The sequence below is a fragment of the Psychrobacter sp. ASPA161_6 genome, assembly GCF_051970285.1.
Taxonomy (GTDB): domain Bacteria; phylum Pseudomonadota; class Gammaproteobacteria; order Pseudomonadales; family Moraxellaceae; genus Psychrobacter; species Psychrobacter glaciei.
Map to the genome: position 1 here is coordinate 49,231 of NZ_JBEFNJ010000001.1, position 23,358 is coordinate 72,588.

Consider the following 23,358-nt stretch of genomic DNA (forward strand, 5'->3'; position numbering starts at 1 on the left):
AGGCTAATAAAGACAATATCCATGATAAAACTAACGTAGCCTTTAACAATAAAGTCAGCCGTACAAGGAGTGTGCCATGTCTACTATGATTACCGATCGTACCTATCGAATCGCTCGCGAAAATACCCAAGCGATGATAATCGATGTCCAAGAACGCTTAACGCCGCATATTTATGACCATGAAAATATCGTCAAAAAGACAGTCACTTTGATCAAAGGTCTACAAGCCCTCAACATCCCAATTATGCTCAACGAGCAGTACAAAAAAGGTTTGGGCGATACGCTACCTGAGATACGTGAAGTATTAGAAGGCGACAATGCCAAAAGCTTTGAAAAGGTCACGTTTAGCGCTTGTGATAATAATGATTCATGGCATTATCTAGCGCAGCAAAATCGCAGCATTGTCCTATTATTTGGTGTCGAAGCCCATGTTTGCGTCATGCAAACGGCGCTGGATTTATTGGATAATGGGATGCAGCCAGTTATTATTGGCGATGCCGTTGGATCGCGCTTTCCTTATGACAAAAAGCAAGCCATTCGTCGTATTCGACGCGCTGGCGGTGTAATTACGACAGTAGAATCCATTCTGTTTGAATTATGCCGCAGTAGCCAAGACCCTGCCTTTAAGACTATTAGCAATTTGATTAAGTAGCGGATGCAATAAAGGGTCGAGAATGAACGACAAACTCTTAGCGTTGTTGTTTCAATCATTGTAAATTATTTTCGTGAAAACAGCGCTTGATAAGACAGGCGCTGTATTGCATTTAACCAGAGAGAAATATGTCCTCAAACATACCTATAACATTGACCGATCCAACGCGCGACGCAAATATTAAGATAGATGACGTCACGCATTTCTTATTAGAGCTTGATGCCCTAAAACGTGTCAATCGGCGCAGCTATGTGACGGGGACGACTCGCTTGGAAAACTCTGCTGAGCACTCATGGCATCTAGCAATGGCATGCTGGTCAATCGCTGAATTGTTTGAGTTGGACGTCAATCATGAAAAATTGCTTAAGATGGCACTGGTGCATGATTTGGGTGAGATTGATGCGGGCGATACTTTTTTATATGCTGATACCCGTCGTGATGCGCACTTCGAAGAGCGCGAGGGTATTGCTCGATTACAACGCGAACGCGGTAACGGTATTGCTGATTTAAGTGAGATCTGGGAAGAGCAGGAAACGGGTAATAGTAAAGAGGCTGATCTACTTAGAGTGGTTGATCGTTTGTTGCCATTTTTGCTTAATTTAAATACTGAGGGCAAAACGTGGATTGAGCTTGGTGTTACACGCTCGCAAGTGGCTGGCGCGCATGGATTTATCAAAGACAGCTTTCCTCCCATCCATGATTGGTTATCACAAAACATTGAATACGCGACCCAGCAAGGATGGTTGGTTGATAAGTAAATTGATAGCGTCACCTTGTTACTGACTCGCAACGTTTGACGCTGTTTAAAACCTTTATATTGAATAGTGTTAATAATAATAGAGAGGTTCCATGCACTTATTTAAAAACTATAAAACATGGTGCAAATCGCTAGCCTTTGTCAGCATGCTGGGACTAGCGCAAATGGCGCAAGCGCTTGCTCCTATCAGTGATGGCGATAAATTGGCGCACGATGCTAAAAAACAGATCGGTGTCACGGTGAGTTATGATCCTACTTACCGTGAGCTGGACTTTCCGCGTGGCGATATACCAATAGAGACTGGCGTCTGTACCGATGTGATTGTCCGTGCTTATCGTTTGCAAAATGTGGATTTGCAGCAGTTGGTCAACCATGATATGAAAGGAAATTGGTCCGCCTACCCAAAGACTTGGGGCTTAAAGTCAACGGACAAAAATATCGATCATCGACGCGTGCCCAATCTTGAAACGTTTTTTGCGCGTCATGGACAGACGTTATCTACGACCGATAAAGGCAGTTTTCAAGCGGGAGACGTTGTGTCATGGCGGCTGCCAAAGAGTAACTTGCCGCATATCGGTATCGTCTCAGATAAAGTAGCTGCTGATGGTACGCCGCTGATTATTCATAATATCGGAAGTGGTACGCAGGAGGAAAACATCCTATTTGCTTATCCTATCCATAAGCATTTTCGATATTGATAAAGGCTTTTGGACAAGGTAGCCCAAAGTAGTAAAAACAAGCAATACAAAATCGAAGTAGTACAAACTAACAGCCATTAAAAAGCCCAGTCAAACGTCATTATCTACGTTTAACTGGGCTTTTCAGTATTATGAGTTTCTTACAAATTAAGCTTGATGAGCTTTTGCTTGACCCAATAACTGTCCCATTTTTACCACGCTATTGGCTTTCATGCTGTCCTGCCAATCTGCTTTTGCGGCTTTTGGCAAAACGACAATCGCCGTTGAACCCAAATAAAAGCGTCCAAGCTCATCGCCTTTCTCAAAGCTCATGTCGTGATCTGCTTCTTGGATGTCTTCAGTGCGGCTGATTTTACCGGTGGCGACGGTTTCGATGCCAGCGACAATCATAGCGCCGACCATTACCACGGCAGCTTTGCCGTATTCTGTATCAAATAAACAGACCAAACGCTCATTACGAGCAAATAAATCAGGCACGTTCTCGGCCGTGGTATTATTGACAGAGAACAGTGTACCTGGCACATAGCGGGTCTTAGTTAATGTACCCGAAAATGGCATATGCACACGGTGGTAATTACTGGGCGCGAGATAAACAGTCGCAAAGCTACCATCAGCGAAGTAGCTACCATCTTCGCTGTCAGCAAGTAATTGGCCAACATCATAATGACGACCTTTTGCTTGGAGTAGTTTATGATCTTCAATTTGACCTAGCTGCGAGATGATACCATCAGCAGGACTGACAATACCGTTGGCGCTGCTGTCGATAGTACGTGCATTTTCTTTGAGCTCACGGGTAAAAAAGTCATTAAAGCTCTCATAAGCATTAAAGCTCTGACGCTCATACTCACCTAAGCTGACGCCGTAAGCTTTGGCAAAGCCACGAATAAAGGCACGTTTGACGTACGGATGACGGCTGGCGGCTAGACGCCCAGCGACTTTACTCAGCTGCTGCTGCGGGACAAGCTGTTGTAAGGTGGTAAATACATTCATAATAAGGCTACCAAAATAGGATTGGAAATGAGAATAAAAATTAGGCAAGTTAATGGCTGTATTTTATCATGGACAGCACATTATTGTCTGAGCATAATCTGTTAAGGAATCAGTAAATGAAAGCACTTATACAACGGGTGGGCCATGCCAGCGTCGTCGTCGATCAGCATTGTATTGGCAAAATCGATCATGGGATATTGGCATATATTGGCTTGGGGCATGAAGATAGCCTGCAAACTGCCCAACGCATGATCGACAAAATCTTGACCTATCGTATTTTTGAAAATGATGAAGATCCTGCCAAGGTCGGCAAACTGGATAAAAATGTGCAACAGGTCTGTGGCGGACTGTTGTTGGTGTCGCAATTTACTTTGATGGCAAAAACAGATAAGGGTCGTCGCCCTGACTTTGGTGGTGCGATGGCACCTGATGCTGCTCAAGTGCTGTTTGCACAACTGGTTGATTATGCCAACACTCAGCATCACAATGTTGCCACTGGTCAGTTTGGCGCTGATATGCAAGTTGCCAGCGTCAATGATGGGCCATTAAACTTTTTATTAGAAGTATAAAAATTATCTGTCATCAAGCTGTCATAATTAGTCCGTTTAATAAGTAGAAACGGGCGAGTGTTTATCGCCTCTTTCTGTATTTTAATTTTTTGAATGCTAACTTTTTGAACGCTGATATTTTGACTATAATAATAAGGTTGCCGTATGTACAATGAGCAAATTTTGATCGTCGAGGATGAGCCTGCGATTCGTGAAATGATTGTGATGACGTTAGAGATGGCTGGATTTGATAGCTTGCAGGCTGCGGACGCATCAGAGGCACATCAGCAAGTGGTCGATCACCGTCCGTCGCTCATATTATTGGATTGGATGCTGACCGGCGAAAAAAGCGGTATTGATTTTTGTCGTATGCTCAAAAACGACGATTTGCTCGCTGAGATACCGGTTATTATGCTAACGGCCAAAAGTGAGGAAGACAGTAAGGTTCATGGTCTTGATGCAGGTGCTGATGACTATATGACCAAGCCTTTTTCGACACGGGAATTAATCTCAAGAATCAAGGCAGTGCTACGTCGTAGTAGTACATTGAGCGCCGATAAGCCTATCGAAATCGGCAAGCTTAGCTTAGATCCCAAAAGCCAGCGTGTAACGGCGGCAGGTCAGCTCATTGATATCGGCCCGACAGAGTATCGGTTGTTGGCATTTTTTATGAGTCATCCAGAGCGTGCGTATACACGGACACAGCTGTTAGATCAGGTTTGGGGCGGCAATGTCTATATTGAAGATCGAACGATTGATGTGCATATTCGGCGTTTACGTAAATTACTACAGCCTTATGACTGTGCTACGCTGATACAAACGGTGCGCGGTACTGGGTATCGGTTTTCCAGCTTGATTGAATCCAATTAAACCAAGACAGAACAAGTCGTGGCAAGCGTAAAACAACGCAGAAGACAGTAGTAAGGATAACGATGACGATAATGCCGATAAAAAATGAGCAACAGGGTGAGCAAGAGCAGGTTGCCCAGCACAATACAACGGATCAACTCAAAAAAATCCGCAGTGCCTTACTAGCACTACGGGATGCGGTCATTTTGCTCAATGATGATGATGGTTTGGAATGGTGGAATCAGGCAGCGGAAGATTTATTGTTATTGCAGTCAAGCAACAAAGGTCAAAGCATTTTTGACTTTATCACCGTGCCTGAATTTCGCCAGTATTATCAGGCTATCACGCCACCGAGCGATGGTGTGCACATGGTGTCATGGCGAGATCCTAAACGTTATCTAAAGTGTGAACTGACGCCTTTCGGTGATGAAAAACTATTGATAATTTATGATGTGACCCGCTTGCAGCATTTAGAGCAAATGCGCCGTGATTTTGTGGCCAATGTCTCGCATGAGCTGCGTACGCCATTGACCGTACTGATGGGCTATCTAGAAAATTTCTCCGATCAAGAGGATATGCCCCCGCAGTGGCGGCGTGGCTTTGAGCTAATGACTCAGCAGACTGCCCGTATGAATCGAATTGTGAATGACTTATTGCTGTTGTCTCGCATCGAAATAGAAGAGACGCATGAGCTAAATGATATCGATATGACCAAGTTACTGACGCATATCTATGATGATGCGCAGGCGTATAACCAAGAATACGGTCATACTATTCATTTGCAGATAGACACTTACGATGGACTGTATGGCTCAGAGATGTACTTAACAAGCGCCTTATCCAATTTGGTGATTAATGCTATCAAATATACGCCAAAGGGTGGCAACATCGCTATCAGCTGGACAAAAACATCGGAAGGCTGCCGCTTTGCCGTCGAAGATGATGGTCTCGGTATTGCGCCCCAACATATCGAGCGCTTGACGGAACGCTTCTATCGCATCGATAGCGGACGCAGCCGTGCTACGGGTGGTACGGGCTTAGGGTTGGCAATTGTAAAACATGTCTTATATCAACATGAGGCGCAACTGACCATAGAGTCGGTAGAAGGCAAAGGCTCGACCTTTAGTGCGGTATTTCCAAGCGCTTATGTACGTTCTGCCCATGCCCCTTAATCTTTTTGCAAAAGTGGGTAGGGGTTCACCGCGCTGCCATTGATATAAATACCATAATGAACATGGGTTGGTGTTCCTTTAGCATTACCGCTGTCGCCAACATAGCCAATGATATCACCAGCATTGACCCAGTCATTGGGTACGATGTCGGCATAATCCTCTAGATGGGCGTAATAATGTCCTGCGCCGCCCGGTCCGACCACCACTACCACGCGTCCCCCTAATGTATTTTCGCCAACTTTGCTGACGATGCCTTGCGTCGTAGCTTGTATCGGTGTGCCCCGCGCTGCAAAAATATCAATGCCCTCATGGGAGCGCCCTTGGCTACGTGCTGCGCCCCAAGTGTCTGTCAGACGCTGCTTTGGTAGTGGACTGGGAAGGCTGTTTTCTATGGGCAACTCTTGCTGCAATAAACTCAGTTGCTGCCATTTTGCCACGACAAAAGACTGTGTCTGTTGGCTAATGCTGGGTAGTAATTTGTCAAATACAAATAACAGCGCTAGCAATACCGTAGCCCTTATTATTAGGCTTAGCAAACGGCTGAATAGTGTTGGCTTTGGTGGTCGATTATTGCCATCTGCTAGCATTGATGTCTCTTATATATCTGATGTAGTTTGAGTTAGTATTATAAAACCCCTATCTTCCAAGGTGTGTATAGCATTGTTATCTATGGTTTTTACCCCCATAAATACAAGTACAATAAATAGAGTTTTATCTATTTATTGTTCCTATTCAGCCACGATGGTGCTATTGATGGTTAATTTTCTATGACTGATGCTTTTAATTCTGCGGACATTTCTACCATGGCTGATACGGCGCTGGTTATCGATACCGAAACCGATCAAGGCCGTGACCCACGACCGATTCAGGTGGCGACGATTAATGTGGCTAGCGGATTTGAGTGGATGAAATACTTTAACAGTGGTCGCTCGATATCTCCAATCGTCATCAGGGTGCATGGTATTACGGATGACGACGTGGCTGGGCTTGAGCGTTTTGATTTGGATCAATTTGAATTGCCCAAGTACTTAATTGGTCATAACGTACGTTTTGATTGGCGGGTGATTGGTAGCCCTTCTGCCAAGCTGATTTGTACCGTGAGGCTGGCGCGCGTGGCCTTCCCAGAGTGGAGCGCTTACAGTCAATCTAAGTGTATCGAGCAATTATTGGGCAAGTCTGAGGCGAGCAGAATGACGATAGCCGCTCATGACGCGCTAGGTGATGCCCGTATGTGCTACTTACTTTATCAAGCTTGCTGTGAGCGTCTAGAGATTGCGCCGACTGATTTTGCGGCGGCACATGCTATCTCTAACAAAGCCAATCCCGTGAGCAAGATGCCCTTTGGTAAGTATAAAGGGGCGCTGATTAAAGACGTGCCCATCAACTACGTGAAATGGATGCTCGGTAACATCCATAACATGCAGCCGTCGCTTTATTCAGCGTTGACGAAGCGTATTAAGGCAGCAGACGTAGAAAATGCAAAAGAGTAAAGCGCATTATCAGCTGTTCTATTTTTATTCATGCTCGAAGCTGTAGTTTTGGAAGTTATAATACTTGAAGTTATTGTTGCTGATTTAACCAATCTACCGCCATTTGCCATAACTCAGGTGCCTTGGCATTGGTTCGACCACTAAAATAACGCATATGACCGATGCTGCTTAAGCCAAAATCTTTTGGCTCAAAAAAGCGTTTTTCGACCGGCATCTTTGTATAGACGCGAATCATGTCGTCGATGTTTTTGCTATTCGCAATTTCGTCATCGCTAAAGCCTAACCACAGCGCTGGCATGCGAATGTCATCATAAAAATGCGTGTGAATACTTTTGCCAAAGGCAGTCTTTATATAACCTGAGCCATTGCACCATTCGCGCCACTGACGAGCCACGCCACGTGGTAGCGGCTCACCCATGCCGATTTTATCTGATGGGGTGTAACCTAATGCAAAGTTAGTGACAGGAATGAACGCATCCATAAAACCCATCGCTTTAATTTTATACGGCATGTCCATGTTCTTGATACAACCTGACGAGCAAGCGACATTGAACACCGAGGCGATAGCATCATAATTGCGCATCAAACCAATCAGCTGACCGCCTGCGCTGTGACCGATGAGATGGTAAGACGCATCAGGAAATTCATCTTGCAACGCATCGAGGACGGCTGGCATGTCATGACGACCCCAACTTATCAGTGAGGAATCACATTTGGCCAAATCGGTTGCTAGTGACTCGCCGATACCTTCGTTGTCAAAGGTCAGGACACCAAAGCCCTGCGCTGCTAGATGGCTCGCAAAATTATGATAAAACTGACGCTTGATACCAGTGGCAGGCGCTATCATGACAGCGGCTTTGACCGTTTCTGTAGGGCGATAAACCGTTGCTGCCAACGCTTGATTACGCTCAGTCATGATACTTAGTGAGTAGCTGCCGTTATCGTCGTTGCTTTCATGGTCATTATTAGCGTCGATTGTGTCACCTTGTTGCGTTCTAGAAGATGGCGCATGATTATTATGCATAAAAATACCTTGATAAGTTTTGTCGTTTTTATTGAAGATTGATGAATGTGGATCTACAACGTTTTATAGCAAGTCAGTGCTAAAAAATGTAGTCATTGCGTAGCGATAAATCGTTGCTACCGCGTGATAGCACGGCTTATGTTAAGATAAACGCTAGCAAATAGCAGGATAATGAGCGTTATTTGATTTTCTCTGTGAGCAACCAGATTTATGCTATTTTTACTGACCACTTATAAAAACAAATATAAAAATCACAAATAGGTGTGAGTTTGACGGATGCTTATTATGCGTAATTAATAGACTGCTGACAACACTTTAGACCTTATGAGAACGCCTCATCATAAGCTCTTATCAGCAAAGCATAAAAAGAGTAAAAGGTGGCAGCACTACAGAATACAGCGAGTTAACGTTAGTGATAAACGTCATATTGTGTCATTCTAACAAACGATAAACCCCTTTACCGAACCATTCAATACAATAATCTAAGCAAACTTAGGAGCGTTATATGCAAATGAAAATTAATAATGAAAATTATGAAGTTATTACCAGCCAAGATATCACTCATATCGAGAAAGCCGTGGATAAATCAACATTAGCGATGCCGCTGGTGGCTGTTTATTGTGGGTCACGACTGGGTAATAGTGAGGTTTATGAGCAAGCAGCCCGTGAGCTTGGTCGTGCTCTAGCAGAAAACGGGTTGGGTTTGGTTTATGGCGGTGCCAGTATTGGTCTAATGGGTGCAGTGGCTGACGACGTTATCAAAGGCGGCGCGCAAGCTGTTGGTGTGATTCCCACCTTCATGCTCAAACACGAAATCGCCCATGAGGGTCTGACTCGTCTGCATCTGACCGATACCATGCACACGCGCAAGACGGTCATGGCAGAGTACGCGGATGCTTTTATTACTTTACCCGGTGGTCTTGGTACACTCGAAGAGATTATGGAAATCGCCACATGGCGTCAGCTGTACCAACATGAAAAGCCGATGATTATTCTGAATATTAATGGCTTTTATGATCGCATGATTGAGCACTTAAAATATACCACGGAACAGGGCTTTATGAAGCAGCAAGATCTTGAGCGTTTGGTGGTTTGTAATACCATCGCTGAAGCGATTGATTTGTTACGGACAATCGTGACGATAGATGATGCGGTCGATACTGAAAAAATGGCAGGCAATTAAATATATGTCTATCGGAATATAATCTGTTAAATGGTCTCATTGTATATAAGAAAAAAGGAGGTCGTCGCTAATCACTAGCGACGACCTCCTTTTTTCTATACTCTTTAGCGTTGGTTTCTACCAGATTTATCGAACGTATTAACAGACGGCAAACGCCTAAGGCTGAGCTGGTGTTAAATTCTCTAACGCCATCTCGCGAATGCTATGATTGACATCCGCCATTGCCGCTGGGAAACCACGATCTTCAGCCAAGACGCGTGCCACTTTATCAATCGTTAAGCTATCGTTGTTGGCTAGATAGGCCCATTCATGCGCATGGCGACTACGATTTTCTGCTGTGTCATTGTCGATTAAGCCAAGAGTCGTCAATTCATTAACGATTTGATCAGCAGCGATTAAGGTGGACGACGCTTTGACATTTTCTGCGCGGGCGTAACGTATATTAGAGTATAAACTCACATCTGCTACCCGTAAGGTATCGTCCTGACCCGGGATTTGCTGCCCGCCGTATAAGGCATTACCGACGGTACGCGCACTGTTAAAGGTAGGCACAAACTCTGCTACGTACTCAATCGCTTGCTGGCTACGGGCTTGTAGCGGTGCTTTGTCCCAGCCATCTTCGATATAATGTACATACTGAGGCGGTAATTGAGGTTGTGCACTGGCTTTATCAGAAGCGACCAAGCCATCAGTAAATAGGGTAATGGCTTTACTCATACCGTGGATTTGAAAGTAACCGCCTGGATAAGGGGTCAGCTGCGCCATACCTTCTGGCGTACCGCGACTGCCATACACGATAATCTCGGGTATTTGTCCACCAGCGTCGCCCCAGTGCGTGATATAAGAAGATTTGAACTCAACCATACGCTCGACTTTGACACCGACCATATCGTCGATAACACCAGTGCGAAAACCACAAGCATTGACCAAGTAATCGACTTCGATAGACTCAGATTGAGACTGGCTCGCTTGCTGGTAATCGACGCGCCATTTTGTGACATGGTGATCAGCGTTGGTACAGTTCTCACAATCCACAGGCATGACTTGCTTAATTTCCGTATTGGTAAAGACATGCGCATGCTCATAGCCTTCTAAGGCGAGTTGAGCAGAAGCTGCTAAACGAAAAATATTCCAGCCATACTCTTGCACGACAATGAGCGGAAACTTCACTTTATTTAAGTCCAGATATTTGGTAACCGGTATCACCCATTCGTCAACCGTGCTCGGTATCGCAACTTGCTCACGTTCAGACAGCGCAATCAGTTGCTCATGACTATAGAGCTGATAGTAGTTTTCCGGTTCGCCCAGTACTTTGTTATTGCTGTCTTGTGCGATGAGCTCGCGATAAGCATTCGTCAAGATATCGAGACGCGGGAGTAAATCCTCGGGCAAGCCTTCGTCGCGCGTTGGGACAGCAAATACGGTTGGACGTACATCGATGGTATAAGGATAAAGGCGCAGAATATCGATACACTGCTTAAGCAAAGCAACGCAGTCTTCGTCAGGGATTTCACGGTATAGATTACCACCCGCGTGCAAATGGCACATTGGTGGACCATCGATAAGCGATTTTTTCTTTTCAAAGACGTAGGTCTCAAGCCCTAATGCAGCGAGGCGAATAGCAATCGTTGCCCCTGCAGTACCGCCGCCTAGAATGCCGACGCGTTTTTTAGATAGCTCGTCCTTTGTGGCAGCCGCTGCTGTATCAAGTTTAGTCTCTGAAAATTCGATATCTTTGAGATCAATATCTTGAGCATCAGTATTCTGCGATTCAGCATCGTGCAGGATGGCTTGAGAGGCATTTTTGCTAAAATTATCGGTCATTGTCGTTGTTATATCCTTGATAGCATCAGCGTCGGGACATGCTCTGCTTATTCATATAATTGTTTGGGCATATAAGTTTCTGATCATGTCAGTATCTTGAATCTTGTTGTAGCTATTGATATGCGTGCGGATACAGTCAAGTTCAACATTCATATGAGACCGCTATAGTCATACTTTTGATTATATGGCTCTTCTCATATACTGCTTATCATTTATAGCGCTATTTTACGAAAACCTATTGTGCATATGATGGCAAATACGTAAGTAGATGCATTAGTTTTGTCAACAACTTGCCATGGACTGTCTTGACCATGAAAACAAAAATAGAAATGAGACGCTTAGCATCATTTAAGTATCATCACTCTTTTGAACGTCCATCAATATGAAATACCTTTGCTCATAAGATTCACGTCGTGGTTTATTAATTTGTAATATTCGCAGGTTTTTGTAAGTTTATATTCTGGCAAAAACGACCGTTTTAGAGCATATGCTATAGTAAAACGACTTGAAATCCTCTGTGAGAGTAAAGCGTATGAAAGTAAAGCAACTGTCTGAGCGTATGACTTAACTATCGCACAAATCAGCAGATTGCAATATTGATAATTAATGAACACCATGTTCAATAAAAATTTAGTTCTATAAAATCCAGATTAATGAGATGTTTTTTTTAAATACTTTTAAATACAAGGAAGTGATTATGAAACGTATTCTGATGTTATCTGCTCTAGCCAGTGTGTTGACCGTAACGGGTTGTTCGACGCTAAACAATGTGTTTGGCAATGACGATTCAGGCATGCATGACGTACAAGCTACCATGAGCAATAAAGCGCCAGTTGCCAGTATGAATGGGATGTTAGTGGATGCTACCAACAAAATGACGCTATATACCTTTGACAAAGACTCCATGAACAAATCAGAGTGTGGCTCGGCATGTCTGTTAGCTTGGCCTGCTTTTATGGCTCCTAGCAATGCCCAAGCTTCTGGTCAGTTTGCCGCTTTCCAACGGGAAGACGGTAAATATCAATGGGCTGTCAATGGTAAGCCTTTATACTTTTATGCCAATGATACAAAAGTTGGCGATACAGACGGTGATAACAAGCTTGGCGTTTGGCATATCGTTAAAACTAAATAAAACAAGTAGGTTTCAAGTCGAAAAAAAGCAGCCATCATAGTGGCTGCTTTTTTAGGTAAAGTTTTTTTAAAAAGTATTTCAGCGCTATTTTGTTGTTTTCTGTACCAATTCACCATCGATTTGAATGGGAACATCGGTAGTGATGCCGGCAGCAAACGCCGTCATACCATAGGCTGCGCGATCAATGATACCAGTAGCACGAAAACCAATGACTGGCTCTTTCGTAAGAGGGCTGTTGGCGATTTTATTTAACGTTACATCTAGTGTGAGGGGCTTAGTTTGACCAAGCATTGTGAAATCACCCGTTACTTTGGCTTGTTGTGGGTTGCTAAAAGTGACTTGGGTAGATTTAAAAGTCATTGCTGGGTATTTAGCCACATTAAAAAATTCATCCGTTCTTAGATGCTTATCACGGGCATCCCAATTGGTATCGATACTATCGGTTGCAATTGTAAAGCTCATATTGGTTTTGCTAGGGGCTTTGATATCGTAATTGACCACACCTTGCACATCATTAAAGCGACCCATGGTCGTTGAAAACCCTAAGTGATTGACAGAAAATCCGACACGGGTATGCGAGTCATCTAATTGCCATTGGCTAGGTAATGCCGCGCTTGCCATGGTGGTGACCGCAAGTGCTGAGCTGATGAGTAGAGCTTTCGTGGTGGCCTTTAGGGCAGTATTTATCATTGTTTATTATCCTTATTTAGTGACTGTTAATGAGGAGTACTTCATTTAATAACCGTCAATTTAACGATGATTAATTTACGAGTATTGAATGGTCACTGAGGTGACGTTTGTCATAATAGCAGTAAGTATTTATAAAAGCAGGCTACGGGCAACGCGACTAATCTTTTATGAATCTTAATACTAAAAACTCAATACTAGGGCGTGTCCTCAATTCAATTGATCATATCTAAACGGGCTAAAAATGGCTAAATTTTGCCAAACATCGTTAAATAGCTGGTTAATATCCCGATATTATCTGCGCTATTTTCCTCGTTTGACTGCAATTTATCTCATTTTTATCACCATTTTTAAAATGAGGACATGCCCTAAAAAGCAGGTATTATTTAAATAATCTACAAATTTAGTCGCTATTGAGTGGTTTATCTAATCAAATATTATAATAGCATAAAATACTTATCTCAATAACATTGTCGGTTTTCTGGTGCTTTATCCTCTATGATGATCGCAACTGCTGCTTGCATCAAACGCCAAAAACCGTTAAAATCGCGGTTTAATTTTCCCGCTGGGGAAGGCTAGGTAAGCAGAGGTATGGTGTTGGGTGCTGGAATAAGCCAGTGACGCAGCTGCCAGCCTTGCAAATGTCCTTAGTGCCTCAGTTACGTATCCTCAGTTTTATAAGTGCTTTTTTATGAGAGCTTCTTTATAAGAACTTTTTTATAAGAGTTTCTTTATAAAGGCTTCGACACATTGTCAATAAGACTGTAAATACATCGGACATAGAGAGTTTATTATGCGTAAAGATATCCATCCTGATTACCAAGAAGTTTTGTTCCACGACACTAACGCTGACGTGTTCTTTTTGACTCGTTCAACGGCTAAAACCAAAGCCACTCGTGAATACGAAGGTAAAGAATACCCATACTACCCACTTGATATCTCAAGTGCGTCGCATCCATTCTATACTGGTGAGCAACGTAAAACTTCTACCGAAGGTCGTGTTGCTAGCTTTAACAAACGCTTTGGTGCGTTTGGTGGCCGTAACAAGAAAGCTGCTGATTCTACTGAACAAGCTGCTGATTCTGCTGAATAAATTACGCTTATCGCGTCAATTTATTTTGCTAAGCCATAAAAAAACCGCTGATTATTCAGCGGTTTTTTTTGTTTAAACTTCAACGTTAAGTTTTAGGTTGTTAAATCTTGAGCTGTCATTTTTCAAGCTATCAGTTTTGAGCTATCAGTTTTGAGATATCAGCTTTGAGATACTAGCTTTTAGAAAGCAGGGCGGCTCAATTTGGCAGCTGATGAATTAAGTAACTTGACAATGAGCTCTGCCAACTGCTGCGCCCAGTAGCCATACATTAAACTACTAGGGTGGAAGCCATCACTGGCAAACATCACCTTAATATCAATTGGCATGCCCTTAGAGTGCTCTTCTATCATCCGTGGAAAATCAGTGGCCATATAAGTGACACCCTCATTACTTGCACATACTTGTTGTAATGTTGCATCAAGCATTGAAGCTTTAGCACCGACGAAGTTATTCAAAGGGGCAGGTATCGCAGGCATTTGCGCCATGGGCGGCAGACTCAAAAAAATCAATTGCCGTACGCCAAATTTACGCTGAGCGATCGCAACAATGTCTTCGATTTGCTGCTGCCATTTACCTACAGAGACGTTCGAGGTGGTGTCATTGACGCCAACACTCAGCACCATTACATCGATAGGGTGGCTAGGCGCGGGCAGCACATAAAGCCTGCGCAAGATATCAAAGCTGGTATGTCCGGTGGTCGCTTGCAACGACCAGACCAAGTTAGCAAACTGAGTATTAATCACAGATTGCTGCGCTAAGATAGGCATCAAATTACCAACGAGTGCCTCATGCTGTGTCTGACTACCAACACCCGCTGCTGCTGAATCGCCAACGATCATGAGGTTTAGCGTTTGCTTGGTCTCATTTTTTGCATTATTAGCAATGGTATCAGTCGGTTTGCCTAATTGAATATGTCCGTGTCGCTCTCCGTTTGGCTCAGGCAAGCGCACCGTATCACGCTTGATTTTGCGGCCTTGATAAAGATAAACAGGGGCGAGTAGGACGTCGCGTGCAACCGACGCCATTTTATTGCTATTTATCATATTGCTACCATCCTGCACGCTCCCGAATTGTAGTGAGGCTGTCTTCGACGAGTAATTTGCCATCGACATACACGTCACGTAACAGGTTATCTGCACCAGCGGGTAGATTATCCGCTTTGATGGTTGTTGGCTGTCCGTTGCTGTCTTCGACCAACGCCAAGCGACCTTTTTTTGAGCGTTTTGAGCGGCTAGTGATAGGGTCTTTATAAATGTCTTTCCATGCACCATCGATAGAGATGGCACTGGCTTTCATCGCCCAGCTCATGGTATCGCGATTGACTTGTTGTAGTAATCCACCACCCATACCAAAGGTCACGTTTTCAGCGCTAAATCCTGCCTTCATGACCACGTCGATAATTTTGCTCAAGCTTTGCGGACTAATGCCATCCCCTTGGATAACACGTACATAGTCTGGCAAAACTTTGTAGCCTTTGCTATTAACCGTCGTGCCAAACTTCACTGCCAAGCGCTCCAGTGCCTCGCGGACTACTTTAGCAGGCTCACCACTATCAGGTCTGATGACTAAAGTACCGCCCATGTTTTTTACGTCGTCCTTCAAGCTGCCACCCCAAATATTGTCAATGGCGTTCCATAAGTCATAGCTGTCAGAGACCACTGAAAAACTCTTACCCGCCCCACCAAACTGCTCAATCATATTGGCAAAAGCAGCAGTTTCGCCATCACGACCCCATGCAGTCATGGTGCTATGCTCAGCGGCAGGGATAGAAAAGGCAGGCATGTCTTTATCCATTTGATACCAGCGACTGGCAGCCACCAAAGCGGTCATGGAGTCTGTACCGGCAAAATTTACCAAATGAGCAAGACTACCAAGTGCCACGGACTCCTGACTAGACGCACCACGCGAACCAAAGTCATGCAAGCGAAAGGTTAATGACTCAGTATTGTCCGCTGATTTTTCTAGCGCTTGACGAATGATACCTTTGCAATAGTGCGAGACGCTGGCGACCGTTGATGGATACCAGATAGCACGGAGTAATGCCGTTTCGATATAGCTTGGCAGCCAATAGAATTCTGGATCGGTATTGATAATCTGACAGACCACATTGGATACTGGAACGATGCTGCCTTCAGGTATGGCTTCGATACGTAGTGGCAAATAGCCACCATGTTTATCAACTAAGCGCTCCCACCCTGCACGATTAAAGGTCAAGCCATGCGCTTGAATCAGTATTTCAGCTTCATCAATATCTTGGTGGGTAATAGGGGTACTCAGGTATTCTTTGATAAAGGCTTGCAGCCCAAAAAATACCACATCGTAATCGCCTTTACGCGCTTCAATATAGCTGGATAGATACTCACTACCTTTGGGATATTGCACCCAATGTGAGGTTTTATAGCTGTCGCTATTTAAGATTAAATTATTTAAATTGCTGGTATACATCACAGAACTCCTCTGCTTTGAGTGAAATGAACGACTCGCATCATTGTTGAGCCTTAAATGGACTAAAAGTATTTTATGTACATTAGCATCAATTTATTGCTCAACAGTCTAACGATTCATCCATTGACAGCATCTAGTAAGGATAACTAAATGCTGCTTAGTAACCCTTGCCGTCTATCGGCTTGGGCGGTGAAAATATAAGTGGCACTGATAAAACCAAACTTATAAGATAAATTATATAGAGTGTCATTGATTGAAAATGAGTCATTAATGCACTAAACAGTCAATGACACAACGTCTTACAAGCCAACCATTTTGGTGATAATCGCATAGTGATCTTCGAACATCATGGTGGCATCCAACTCGGCAAGTGGTAGCCAAAATGCTTTGGCCGCGTCATCACCGCCTTTTACTTTGGGCAGACCTTTTGGATCGTTTTTTAGCTGAAAGTAAAAGGCTTGGGTAATCGTGCGACCACGCGCTGAGCGGTAAGGGTCGTCAAAGGTATGTTGACTATGACAAGAGCCACGTAATACTGGCTCTGGGACTTTAAGGCGCGTCTCTTCGCGTAGCTCACGGATACAGGCATCAAAGAGGGTCTCTTTTGGATTCAAAAAACCACCGGGCAGTGCCCATAGTCCGCGCCCTGGCATGCTGCGACGTTCTACCAGTAGGATATGACCCGACTGGACGACCAAGGCATCTGCCGTCATAAAGGTAGGCGGGTAAGGCGCAGACTCCCACTGTCTTTTATACTTATCAACGAAGTCAGCTTCTTCGTGCAGCTGCTGATAATCCTCGGTTTTTTTGAAGTCATTTAGGACGTTGCGGGTCGACTCAGGGGTGCGCTCAGGCGTTGGTGTGGCACCCATGAGATAGCTGTCCCGAATAGGGGTCGCCGATAGATTATGATAATTGGGTACAGAGACCGACGCCCAATTGGGGAATAGCGATAAATAATACGATGAGCTGTCTTTTGAATGACCAATGAGACCAATATCGGTCTGCAAGTCGCCAGTGACCGATTTCACGCCTGCTTGCACGTATTGCAGCCAGCGTGTGTCATTGTAAAGCGCATCATCGAGTCCAACGCAGTGAATACGCGCAGCATCTGCTGTTGAATACGCGTCTTTAATCATCGCGGCGCGCTCAGCCACGCTAAAGGGGTTGCGTAAGCTACGTGGTAAGTTTGCGGAGCCGATGAGCATGATGACATTGTCGGCACGCTTCAATGCTTCATCCACGACCGCTTTGTGCCCGCAATGAAACGGCTGAAAGCGCCCAATAAACACCAAATAACGATAGTGTTTTTTGTCCTGCTTATCTGGATTTTGTGTATCTAGATTTTGCTCTGATAATCCACTCATAGACGCCACTTTCCTACGACTTATTTTTTATTGGTTAAAAATTGATGACGCTAATACTGACACAGCCTATGACTTTCTGACAAGTATAAAGATGTGTAGGGGTGTGTCATCGTTACCTTGCATGCTTCTCTATCCATGCTGTCACCGTTGGCCAAATCTCTGTAGCAGCATTACGGCTTATCATAATGCGGCTATGGGTATAATCATCCAAGTCTCCATGGTCAAGGGAATACTCTCGAAAGACGTTTTTTGGGTTAGCAAACTTATTAAAAAACAACTGACAGCCACGGGTTGGCGAAATAAAATGGTCACCTTTAGCACTGATCGCATAGATAGGCGTGGTAATAGTTGGCATATGCTGACGATAATCGAAGTGGCTTTTATTAGATACAGTATTAGATGCAATATGAGATGCAGAGTTTTCAGATGCGATGTTAGAGGGCGTATTTTCATCAATTGTCGTTGTTTCAAATTTACTTTGTTGTATAAAGCTGCTTTTAAAGTCTTTGTTCAGGTTCCAGTCGTACCACTGGTTCATCGTATAATAGCTTTCGTTAAAAGGACCCATTTTAAGCTTCTTAGCTGGGATAAAGCCTAGTAGTCTCGTAAATACTTTGGCTGCGAGAATTTTAGTGTAGCTAATCGGGTTCGATACTGCGCCATAAACTTGACAGGCAAACATACTGATGCTGTTGATGTGGTCAATATACTGGGGGTTTTGGATTAAAAACATGGTTAGGCAGGCACCGCCGCCACTGTGGGTGACGCAGTGTAGATTATCCAGTTTTAACTCAGCAAACAAGTAACGAAAGGTGGCCTCAAAATCATAGGTTGCGACGGTTTCGAAGTTGAATTTGTCTGTTGGTATCGAGCTTGCACCATGACCACGCCATTCCATAATGTAGCAATGATGACCAAGCTGCGCCAGATAGTGGGCGATTTTTAAACAAGTTTGCTTGTCCGAAAAGGTACCGTGGGTCAATAAGATGTTTTGCGCTTTTACCCTAGGCGCATTGGTGGTGAGGACATCAGTCTTCTTTTCATCTTTTGCAGTATCCACAATCTTCCAAACGGCTATTTTTTCGCCGTCTTTGGTCGTTACTAGGGTTCGCATTTGTATCATCATAAGATTGATTCAATTAAATATGAAATTGCTATTAGCTCAAATGTAATGTTTAACAATGAAAATTATAGTAATAAGTATAATAATACTAAAAAATTGCGTTATAAAATAACGCTTGAACATACTCTTTTCTTCGATATCTAAGCGATCTCTATAGTCAATATAAAAGAATATCAACTGGAGTAGTGGATTACGAAAAAATGCTAACGCTACAGGAATCTTGATATAGCGAGACATAATGTCTTTTACAGCTTTGGTATAGTTAACGTCCTCCGGTACTAAAAGCGCGATAACTATAATAAATACAATAATAATGCCCAGTATGATAATCAATAGAAACCTATAAAAAAATATTTAGGAGAATACACTCTACCTTTTAAATATAATTAAAACTAGCGCTAGGAAACAGCAAGTATGATAAGCGCTTTGATTGTATGGTCTCGCATAATGTTAGACGTGCTGTAGCTCTCGGATAAGAAAGTAGGTGACTAGTTAAATGTTCTAGGTGCTTGATAATCAATCAAGCAGCCTTAATATAAACAATAGCAGACGCGGTGTGGGTAATTAAATAATTTTGCGTAGCATTATTAGCCGTAGCTATTATCTATATTAACGTCACCTATTTATCTTTTATATGTCACCATTAAAAAAACCAATAGTGGCTATTTATAACGGTCACGCTTTAATTCGCAGTAGCGCAGTCGGAATTATTGACTGAATGCGCTATAATAGTGGTTATAAAATCATCAAACCTTTATCAAGATTGCCGTTAGAGCACTATAATATCAACCGTTATGCTTGATAACTGTTAAACCAAATTGCCCAAATTCACGACACAGCAGCTATGACAGCAGTCGCGTTTGTGTCATAACGCATAGGAAAAATTATGAGTGAGCACAATCAAGCCAGCCAATCAGATCAATCTGCAGACTATGAATCAGCGCTAGATACTGAGCAAGCAGAAACGAAAAGTAATATTACCATTACCGAGTCAGCCCAAGGTTATTTGGCCGATTTACTGTCCAAGCAAGATACCGACGGTATCGGTGTGCGTATCTTCGTCGAGCATCCTGGTACGCCGCGTGCCGAGTGCTGTATGGCTTATAACCAACCGGGCGAAGAAGACAGTGCTGATCTACGTTTTACCTACGATGATTTTTCTGCTTTTATTGAAGCGTCGTCAGTCCCTTATTTAGAAGATGCGGTCATTGATTACAATAAAGATCGTTTCGGTGGTCAGCTAACTTTCCGCGCGCCAAACTCTAAAATGCCAAAAGTGGGTGCTGATGCCAGCGTAGAAGAGCGTATCAACTACGTATTACAGTCTGAGATTAACCCAGGCTTAGCGGCGCATGGTGGTGACGTACAGTTGCTTGAGTTGATTGATGAAGAAGGCGTTGGTCTCACTGCTGTACTGAAATTCGGTGGTGGTTGCCAAGGCTGTTCAGCCGTTGACATGACCTTGCGTCAAGGCGTCGAAGTGCAACTTAAGCAGCAAATACCAGAGCTGACACAAGTCATCGATGAGACGGATCATACTCGTACAGAAAACGCTTATTACAAATAAGTGGTAAGTATCAATACAATCAGAAGTAGATTGAAATAGGGTCGCTTATGCTGGGTGGTTATTAATAAACCCAACATTGGCTATTCTTTTCATAAAGAAGCTGGGTTATGATTAACTCAGCTTTTTTTTATGGCTATCATTTATAAGATGGCTTTTTTAGAGATTATTGATCAATCGATACCTTTAAATGATCTATTTTGATTGATGCTTTTTTTAGTGACTACCAAGGAGTTTGTGATGAGTGATGGACAACCAGAGACCAATTCAGATAATGGAGCAAAACCAATGCAGCGCTTAGAGACCTTAGCGATTCATGCCGGTTATAGTGTTGAGCCAACGACCAAAGCGGTCGCTGTGCCTATTTATCACACCAGCTCGTATGCGTTTGATAATACCCAGCATGGCGCAGATTTGTTTGATTTAAAAGTCGCGGGTAATATTTATACGCGCATTATGAACCCAACCAATGCGGTATTAGAAGAGCGTGTTGCGGCGCTTGAAGGCGGTATCGGCGCGCTTGCCGTAGCATCTGGTATGGCTGCCATCACTTATGCGATTCAAACCATCTGTGAAGCGGGTGACAACATCGTTGCTGTATCGACCTTGTATGGCGGTACTTACAATTTATTTGCCCATGCTTTGCCGCGTCAAGGTATCGAAGTCCGCTTCTTTGACCACAAAAACCCTGAGGCGATTCGTGATTTAATTGATGATAAAACCAAGATGGTCTTTGCTGAAAGTATCGGTAATCCACTGGGTAACATTATTGATATTCAAGCACTCAGTGACATCGCGCACGAATATGGTGTGCCAGTGGTGATTGATAGTACGGTTGCCACGCCAGCGATTTGCCGTCCGTTTGAGTTTGGGGCGGATATTGTCATTCATTCGTTAACCAAATATATGAGTGGTACGGGCACCTCGATTGGTGGCGCGATTGTCGATAGTGGGACTTTCCCTTGGGGTGATTACCCTGAGCGTTTCCCATTGCTGAACACGCCAGATCACAGTTATCACGGTGTGAACTTCGTCAAGGACGTTGGTGCAGCGGCCTTTATCGCTCGTGCTCGCGTGGCACCGCTGCGTAATACTGGCGCGGCACTTAGTCCATTAAATGCCTTTGGTATCTTGCAGGGTATGGAGACGCTGAGCTTGCGTATGGAGCGTCATGTACAGAACGCGCAAGCAGTGGCTGAGTATCTGCGTGACCATGATAAAGTTGCTTGGGTAAAGTATGCGGGTCTGCCAGATCATCCTGAGCACGAGCTTGCAAAGAAATACATGAAGGGTACGCCTTCAGCTATTTTGACCTTTGGGGTAAAAGGTGGCCTTGAAGCTGGGGCGCGCTTTATTGATGCGTTGCAGCTGATTACGCGTTTAGTCAACATTGGTGATGCCAAATCATTGGCGTGTCATCCAGCGACGACCACACATCGTCAGTTGAACGAGCAAGAGTTAGAGAATGCTGGTGTGAGTACTGATATGGTGCGATTGTCGATTGGTATTGAACATATCGACGATATCAAAGCCGATTTAGAACAGGCATTAGCCTCGGCTTAATCTGCAAGTTTCTTATTTCTTAATAATTTTCTTAACAATAAAATAATTTGCAAAAGAAAAAGCCCATGTCGATTTGATATGGGCTTTTTTATTAGGGCTGTGACGTCCTAAAATATGTTCAGAGATTAAGCAGACAGTACCCGTTTGGCAATCTCTTTATAATCCTGCGGCATGAGTCGTGGGCCAAATTGTTGAATAACTTGTGCTGACACTTCGCTGGCAAGATGACCACATTCTGGTAAGGTGTACTGCTGCGATAAAGCGTATAAGAACGCCCCCGCATAGTTGTCGCCAGCCCCATTGGTATCGATGACATTGGCAACGACTGGCGTAGCAATATCATATACCACAATCTCTGACTCGGCATCAGGTTTATGAGCGATAACCGCCCCTTTTTCGCCATCCGTCACTACCGCAATTTGGCAATGCTCAAGTAAGGCACGCGCGGCTGCTTTGACTTGTTTTTTATCCGTAAAGAGCTTGGCTTCTTCACTATTACAAAATATCACTGCTACTTTGTTGCCCAGCATATTGAGCAAACCGTCTTTGGCAAATTTAACCACCGCTGGATCGGCGAAGCTCACCGCTATCTTGGCATTATGAATGCCAGCTTGCTGACGTAACTGAGTCATGGCTGGCTGGATGCCCTCGGACATGGCTAAATAGCCTTCTAGGTATAACCAATCTGCTTGCGTTAGCGCATCAAAATCGACGTTATCAGCGACAATATCGCTTGAGGTGCCTAGATAAGTCTGCATGGTGCGTTCACCATCTTCTGTAACAGCAACCACACAAGATCCAGTTACACCGCCTTCATGGATAGATTTGTCTGAGGTGGCGACGCCTGCTTCGTGCAAGTCCCTGAGGTAAAAGGCGCCTTGATCATCATCGCCCACACGGCAAGCATAAAACGGCTTGCCACCTAAACTGGCAAAGGCATACATGGTATTGGCTGCTGAGCCACCACCCGCTTGTTTTGATGGCGCAATTTGTGCAAGTTGGAAGTAGGCCAACAGTTGCTGCTGCTCTTCGATACCTGCCAAGGTCATATTGCCTTTGGTCAACTCTGTCTCTTCCAACGCTGCATCAGATAGCACATATTCGTGGTCAACCAAGGCATTCCCTATCGCCATTACATCGTACATTGCTCACTTCTCCTCAATTAAATTATAAACGCTTATCTTTTATATTCGAAAG

Annotated in this window: 22 protein-coding genes; 12 read left to right on the forward strand and 10 right to left on the reverse strand. The window is 43.9% G+C overall.

What is annotated here, in order from left to right; translation table 11 throughout:
- Positions 1 to 76: 76 nt before the first annotated feature.
- The 3 genes from ACTQ9T_RS00210 to ACTQ9T_RS00220 all read left to right on the forward strand — a co-directional run bounded on the left by ACTQ9T_RS00210 (position 77) and on the right by ACTQ9T_RS00220 (position 2,107).
- Positions 77 to 652, forward strand: coding sequence for an isochorismatase family protein (locus ACTQ9T_RS00210; protein ID WP_189586717.1), 576 nt, complete (start codon positions 77 to 79; stop codon positions 650 to 652).
- Positions 653 to 780: 128 nt separating this feature from the next.
- Entirely contained in the window at positions 781 to 1,410 is a 630-nt protein-coding gene (locus ACTQ9T_RS00215; RefSeq protein ID WP_440463722.1) for an HD domain-containing protein, read from the forward strand.
- Positions 1,411 to 1,501: 91 nt separating this feature from the next.
- Positions 1,502 to 2,107 (forward strand): DUF1287 domain-containing protein, encoded by a 606-nt coding sequence (locus ACTQ9T_RS00220; RefSeq protein ID WP_440463723.1) that lies wholly within the window; start codon positions 1,502 to 1,504, stop codon positions 2,105 to 2,107.
- A gap of 147 nt (positions 2,108 to 2,254) precedes the next feature.
- Here ACTQ9T_RS00220 and asd read toward each other — a convergent pair whose 3' ends face one another.
- Positions 2,255 to 3,097, reverse strand: coding sequence for an archaetidylserine decarboxylase (gene asd / locus ACTQ9T_RS00225; protein ID WP_440463724.1), 843 nt, complete (start codon positions 3,095 to 3,097; stop codon positions 2,255 to 2,257).
- 116 nt (positions 3,098 to 3,213) lie between these two features.
- Here asd and dtd point away from each other — a divergent pair, with 116 nt between their 5' ends.
- The 3 genes from dtd (at position 3,214) to phoR (ending at position 5,666) form a co-directional block, all read left to right on the forward strand.
- Positions 3,214 to 3,666: a D-aminoacyl-tRNA deacylase gene (gene dtd, locus ACTQ9T_RS00230; protein WP_440463725.1), complete on the forward strand. Its 453-nt coding sequence runs from the start codon at positions 3,214 to 3,216 to the stop codon at positions 3,664 to 3,666.
- Between the two features lie 144 nt (positions 3,667 to 3,810).
- The gene (phoB, locus tag ACTQ9T_RS00235) at positions 3,811 to 4,515 is read left to right on the forward strand and encodes a phosphate regulon transcriptional regulator PhoB (RefSeq protein WP_201593199.1); all 705 of its coding nucleotides are present in this window, start codon (positions 3,811 to 3,813) and stop codon (positions 4,513 to 4,515) included.
- Between the two features lie 62 nt (positions 4,516 to 4,577).
- Positions 4,578 to 5,666 carry a phosphate regulon sensor histidine kinase PhoR gene (gene phoR, locus ACTQ9T_RS00240; RefSeq protein ID WP_440463726.1) on the forward strand — a complete coding sequence of 363 codons (1,089 nt, stop codon included), beginning with the start codon at positions 4,578 to 4,580 and terminating at the stop codon, positions 5,664 to 5,666.
- Here the strand turns inward: phoR and ACTQ9T_RS00245 are convergent.
- Positions 5,663 to 6,253 carry a M23 family metallopeptidase gene (locus ACTQ9T_RS00245; protein ID WP_440463727.1) on the reverse strand — a complete coding sequence of 197 codons (591 nt, stop codon included), beginning with the start codon at positions 6,251 to 6,253 and terminating at the stop codon, positions 5,663 to 5,665. The two genes, phoR and ACTQ9T_RS00245, sit on opposite strands and share 4 nt — an antisense overlap.
- 180 nt (positions 6,254 to 6,433) lie before the next feature.
- Here ACTQ9T_RS00245 and ACTQ9T_RS00250 point away from each other — a divergent pair, with 180 nt between their 5' ends.
- The gene (locus tag ACTQ9T_RS00250) at positions 6,434 to 7,156 is read left to right on the forward strand and encodes a putative quorum-sensing-regulated virulence factor (RefSeq protein ID WP_440463728.1); all 723 of its coding nucleotides are present in this window, start codon (positions 6,434 to 6,436) and stop codon (positions 7,154 to 7,156) included.
- Positions 7,157 to 7,226: 70 nt separating this feature from the next.
- Here the strand turns inward: ACTQ9T_RS00250 and ACTQ9T_RS00255 are convergent, their stop codons facing one another.
- Complete coding sequence (locus tag ACTQ9T_RS00255; RefSeq protein ID WP_440463729.1) at positions 7,227 to 8,180, reverse strand: alpha/beta hydrolase family protein; 954 nt, start codon at positions 8,178 to 8,180, stop codon at positions 7,227 to 7,229.
- A 505-nt stretch (positions 8,181 to 8,685) separates the two neighbouring features.
- Between ACTQ9T_RS00255 and ACTQ9T_RS00260 the strand changes: the two genes are divergently transcribed.
- On the forward strand, positions 8,686 to 9,363 hold the full coding sequence (locus ACTQ9T_RS00260) for a TIGR00730 family Rossman fold protein (protein ID WP_010200649.1): 678 nt from the start codon (positions 8,686 to 8,688) through the stop codon (positions 9,361 to 9,363).
- Positions 9,364 to 9,519: 156 nt separating this feature from the next.
- Here the strand turns inward: ACTQ9T_RS00260 and ACTQ9T_RS00265 are convergent, their stop codons facing one another.
- Entirely contained in the window at positions 9,520 to 11,187 is a 1,668-nt protein-coding gene (locus ACTQ9T_RS00265) for an FAD-dependent oxidoreductase (RefSeq protein WP_440463730.1), read from the reverse strand.
- Positions 11,188 to 11,884: 697 nt separating this feature from the next.
- Here ACTQ9T_RS00265 and ACTQ9T_RS00270 point away from each other — a divergent pair.
- A complete protein-coding gene (locus ACTQ9T_RS00270) occupies positions 11,885 to 12,319 on the forward strand; it encodes a COG4315 family predicted lipoprotein (RefSeq protein WP_010200644.1) in 435 nt (144 codons plus the stop codon).
- Positions 12,320 to 12,403: 84 nt separating this feature from the next.
- On the opposite strand, the gene ACTQ9T_RS00275 is transcribed toward ACTQ9T_RS00270, so the two are convergent.
- Positions 12,404 to 13,009 (reverse strand): YceI family protein, encoded by a 606-nt coding sequence (locus ACTQ9T_RS00275; RefSeq protein ID WP_440463731.1) that lies wholly within the window; start codon positions 13,007 to 13,009, stop codon positions 12,404 to 12,406.
- Positions 13,010 to 13,799: 790 nt separating this feature from the next.
- Between ACTQ9T_RS00275 and ACTQ9T_RS00280 the strand changes: the two genes are divergently transcribed.
- Positions 13,800 to 14,099: a type B 50S ribosomal protein L31 gene (locus tag ACTQ9T_RS00280; RefSeq protein ID WP_010200640.1), complete on the forward strand. Its 300-nt coding sequence runs from the start codon at positions 13,800 to 13,802 to the stop codon at positions 14,097 to 14,099.
- A 179-nt stretch (positions 14,100 to 14,278) separates the two neighbouring features.
- Here the strand turns inward: ACTQ9T_RS00280 and ACTQ9T_RS00285 are convergent, their stop codons facing one another.
- The 4 genes from ACTQ9T_RS00285 to ACTQ9T_RS00300 all read right to left on the reverse strand — a co-directional run bounded on the left by ACTQ9T_RS00285 (position 14,279) and on the right by ACTQ9T_RS00300 (position 19,025).
- Positions 14,279 to 15,142 (reverse strand): SGNH/GDSL hydrolase family protein, encoded by an 864-nt coding sequence (locus ACTQ9T_RS00285; protein ID WP_440463732.1) that lies wholly within the window; start codon positions 15,140 to 15,142, stop codon positions 14,279 to 14,281.
- A 4-nt stretch (positions 15,143 to 15,146) separates the two neighbouring features.
- Positions 15,147 to 16,544, reverse strand: coding sequence for a nicotinate phosphoribosyltransferase (locus ACTQ9T_RS00290; protein WP_440463733.1), 1,398 nt, complete (start codon positions 16,542 to 16,544; stop codon positions 15,147 to 15,149).
- Between the two features lie 299 nt (positions 16,545 to 16,843).
- Complete coding sequence (locus ACTQ9T_RS00295; protein WP_010200636.1) at positions 16,844 to 17,911, reverse strand: bifunctional nicotinamide-nucleotide adenylyltransferase/Nudix hydroxylase; 1,068 nt, start codon at positions 17,909 to 17,911, stop codon at positions 16,844 to 16,846.
- Between the two features lie 112 nt (positions 17,912 to 18,023).
- Positions 18,024 to 19,025, reverse strand: a complete 1,002-nt coding sequence (locus tag ACTQ9T_RS00300; protein ID WP_440463734.1) for an alpha/beta fold hydrolase — start codon at positions 19,023 to 19,025, stop codon at positions 18,024 to 18,026.
- A gap of 895 nt (positions 19,026 to 19,920) precedes the next feature.
- On the opposite strand from ACTQ9T_RS00300, the gene nfuA reads away from it, so the two are divergent.
- Positions 19,921 to 20,601 (forward strand): Fe-S biogenesis protein NfuA, encoded by a 681-nt coding sequence (gene nfuA, locus ACTQ9T_RS00305; protein ID WP_010200634.1) that lies wholly within the window; start codon positions 19,921 to 19,923, stop codon positions 20,599 to 20,601.
- A 285-nt stretch (positions 20,602 to 20,886) separates the two neighbouring features.
- Positions 20,887 to 22,161: an O-acetylhomoserine aminocarboxypropyltransferase/cysteine synthase family protein gene (locus ACTQ9T_RS00310; protein ID WP_413191401.1), complete on the forward strand. Its 1,275-nt coding sequence runs from the start codon at positions 20,887 to 20,889 to the stop codon at positions 22,159 to 22,161.
- A 125-nt stretch (positions 22,162 to 22,286) separates the two neighbouring features.
- Here ACTQ9T_RS00310 and ACTQ9T_RS00315 read toward each other — a convergent pair whose 3' ends face one another.
- A complete protein-coding gene (locus ACTQ9T_RS00315; RefSeq protein ID WP_189586750.1) occupies positions 22,287 to 23,306 on the reverse strand; it encodes an adenosine kinase in 1,020 nt (339 codons plus the stop codon).
- Positions 23,307 to 23,358: the final 52 nt, after the last annotated feature.

What these genes read in the sequence shown, in the direction of transcription:
- ACTQ9T_RS00210 (WP_189586717.1), top strand. Translation starts at nt 77, where the DNA reads ATGTCTACTATGATTACCGATCGTACCTATCGAATCGCTCGCGAAAAT.
- ACTQ9T_RS00215 (WP_440463722.1), top strand. Translation starts at nt 781, where the DNA reads ATGTCCTCAAACATACCTATAACATTGACCGATCCAACGCGCGACGCA.
- ACTQ9T_RS00220 (WP_440463723.1), top strand. Translation starts at nt 1,502, where the DNA reads ATGCACTTATTTAAAAACTATAAAACATGGTGCAAATCGCTAGCCTTT.
- asd (WP_440463724.1), bottom strand. Translation starts at nt 3,097, where the DNA reads ATGAATGTATTTACCACCTTACAACAGCTTGTCCCGCAGCAGCAGCTG.
- dtd (WP_440463725.1), top strand. Translation starts at nt 3,214, where the DNA reads ATGAAAGCACTTATACAACGGGTGGGCCATGCCAGCGTCGTCGTCGAT.
- phoB (WP_201593199.1), top strand. Translation starts at nt 3,811, where the DNA reads ATGTACAATGAGCAAATTTTGATCGTCGAGGATGAGCCTGCGATTCGT.
- phoR (WP_440463726.1), top strand. Translation starts at nt 4,578, where the DNA reads ATGACGATAATGCCGATAAAAAATGAGCAACAGGGTGAGCAAGAGCAG.
- ACTQ9T_RS00245 (WP_440463727.1), bottom strand. Translation starts at nt 6,253, where the DNA reads ATGCTAGCAGATGGCAATAATCGACCACCAAAGCCAACACTATTCAGC.
- ACTQ9T_RS00250 (WP_440463728.1), top strand. Translation starts at nt 6,434, where the DNA reads ATGACTGATGCTTTTAATTCTGCGGACATTTCTACCATGGCTGATACG.
- ACTQ9T_RS00255 (WP_440463729.1), bottom strand. Translation starts at nt 8,180, where the DNA reads ATGCATAATAATCATGCGCCATCTTCTAGAACGCAACAAGGTGACACA.
- ACTQ9T_RS00260 (WP_010200649.1), top strand. Translation starts at nt 8,686, where the DNA reads ATGCAAATGAAAATTAATAATGAAAATTATGAAGTTATTACCAGCCAA.
- ACTQ9T_RS00265 (WP_440463730.1), bottom strand. Translation starts at nt 11,187, where the DNA reads ATGACCGATAATTTTAGCAAAAATGCCTCTCAAGCCATCCTGCACGAT.
- ACTQ9T_RS00270 (WP_010200644.1), top strand. Translation starts at nt 11,885, where the DNA reads ATGAAACGTATTCTGATGTTATCTGCTCTAGCCAGTGTGTTGACCGTA.
- ACTQ9T_RS00275 (WP_440463731.1), bottom strand. Translation starts at nt 13,009, where the DNA reads ATGATAAATACTGCCCTAAAGGCCACCACGAAAGCTCTACTCATCAGC.
- ACTQ9T_RS00280 (WP_010200640.1), top strand. Translation starts at nt 13,800, where the DNA reads ATGCGTAAAGATATCCATCCTGATTACCAAGAAGTTTTGTTCCACGAC.
- ACTQ9T_RS00285 (WP_440463732.1), bottom strand. Translation starts at nt 15,142, where the DNA reads ATGATAAATAGCAATAAAATGGCGTCGGTTGCACGCGACGTCCTACTC.
- ACTQ9T_RS00290 (WP_440463733.1), bottom strand. Translation starts at nt 16,544, where the DNA reads ATGTATACCAGCAATTTAAATAATTTAATCTTAAATAGCGACAGCTAT.
- ACTQ9T_RS00295 (WP_010200636.1), bottom strand. Translation starts at nt 17,911, where the DNA reads ATGAGTGGATTATCAGAGCAAAATCTAGATACACAAAATCCAGATAAG.
- ACTQ9T_RS00300 (WP_440463734.1), bottom strand. Translation starts at nt 19,025, where the DNA reads ATGCGAACCCTAGTAACGACCAAAGACGGCGAAAAAATAGCCGTTTGG.
- nfuA (WP_010200634.1), top strand. Translation starts at nt 19,921, where the DNA reads ATGAGTGAGCACAATCAAGCCAGCCAATCAGATCAATCTGCAGACTAT.
- ACTQ9T_RS00310 (WP_413191401.1), top strand. Translation starts at nt 20,887, where the DNA reads ATGCAGCGCTTAGAGACCTTAGCGATTCATGCCGGTTATAGTGTTGAG.
- ACTQ9T_RS00315 (WP_189586750.1), bottom strand. Translation starts at nt 23,306, where the DNA reads ATGTACGATGTAATGGCGATAGGGAATGCCTTGGTTGACCACGAATAT.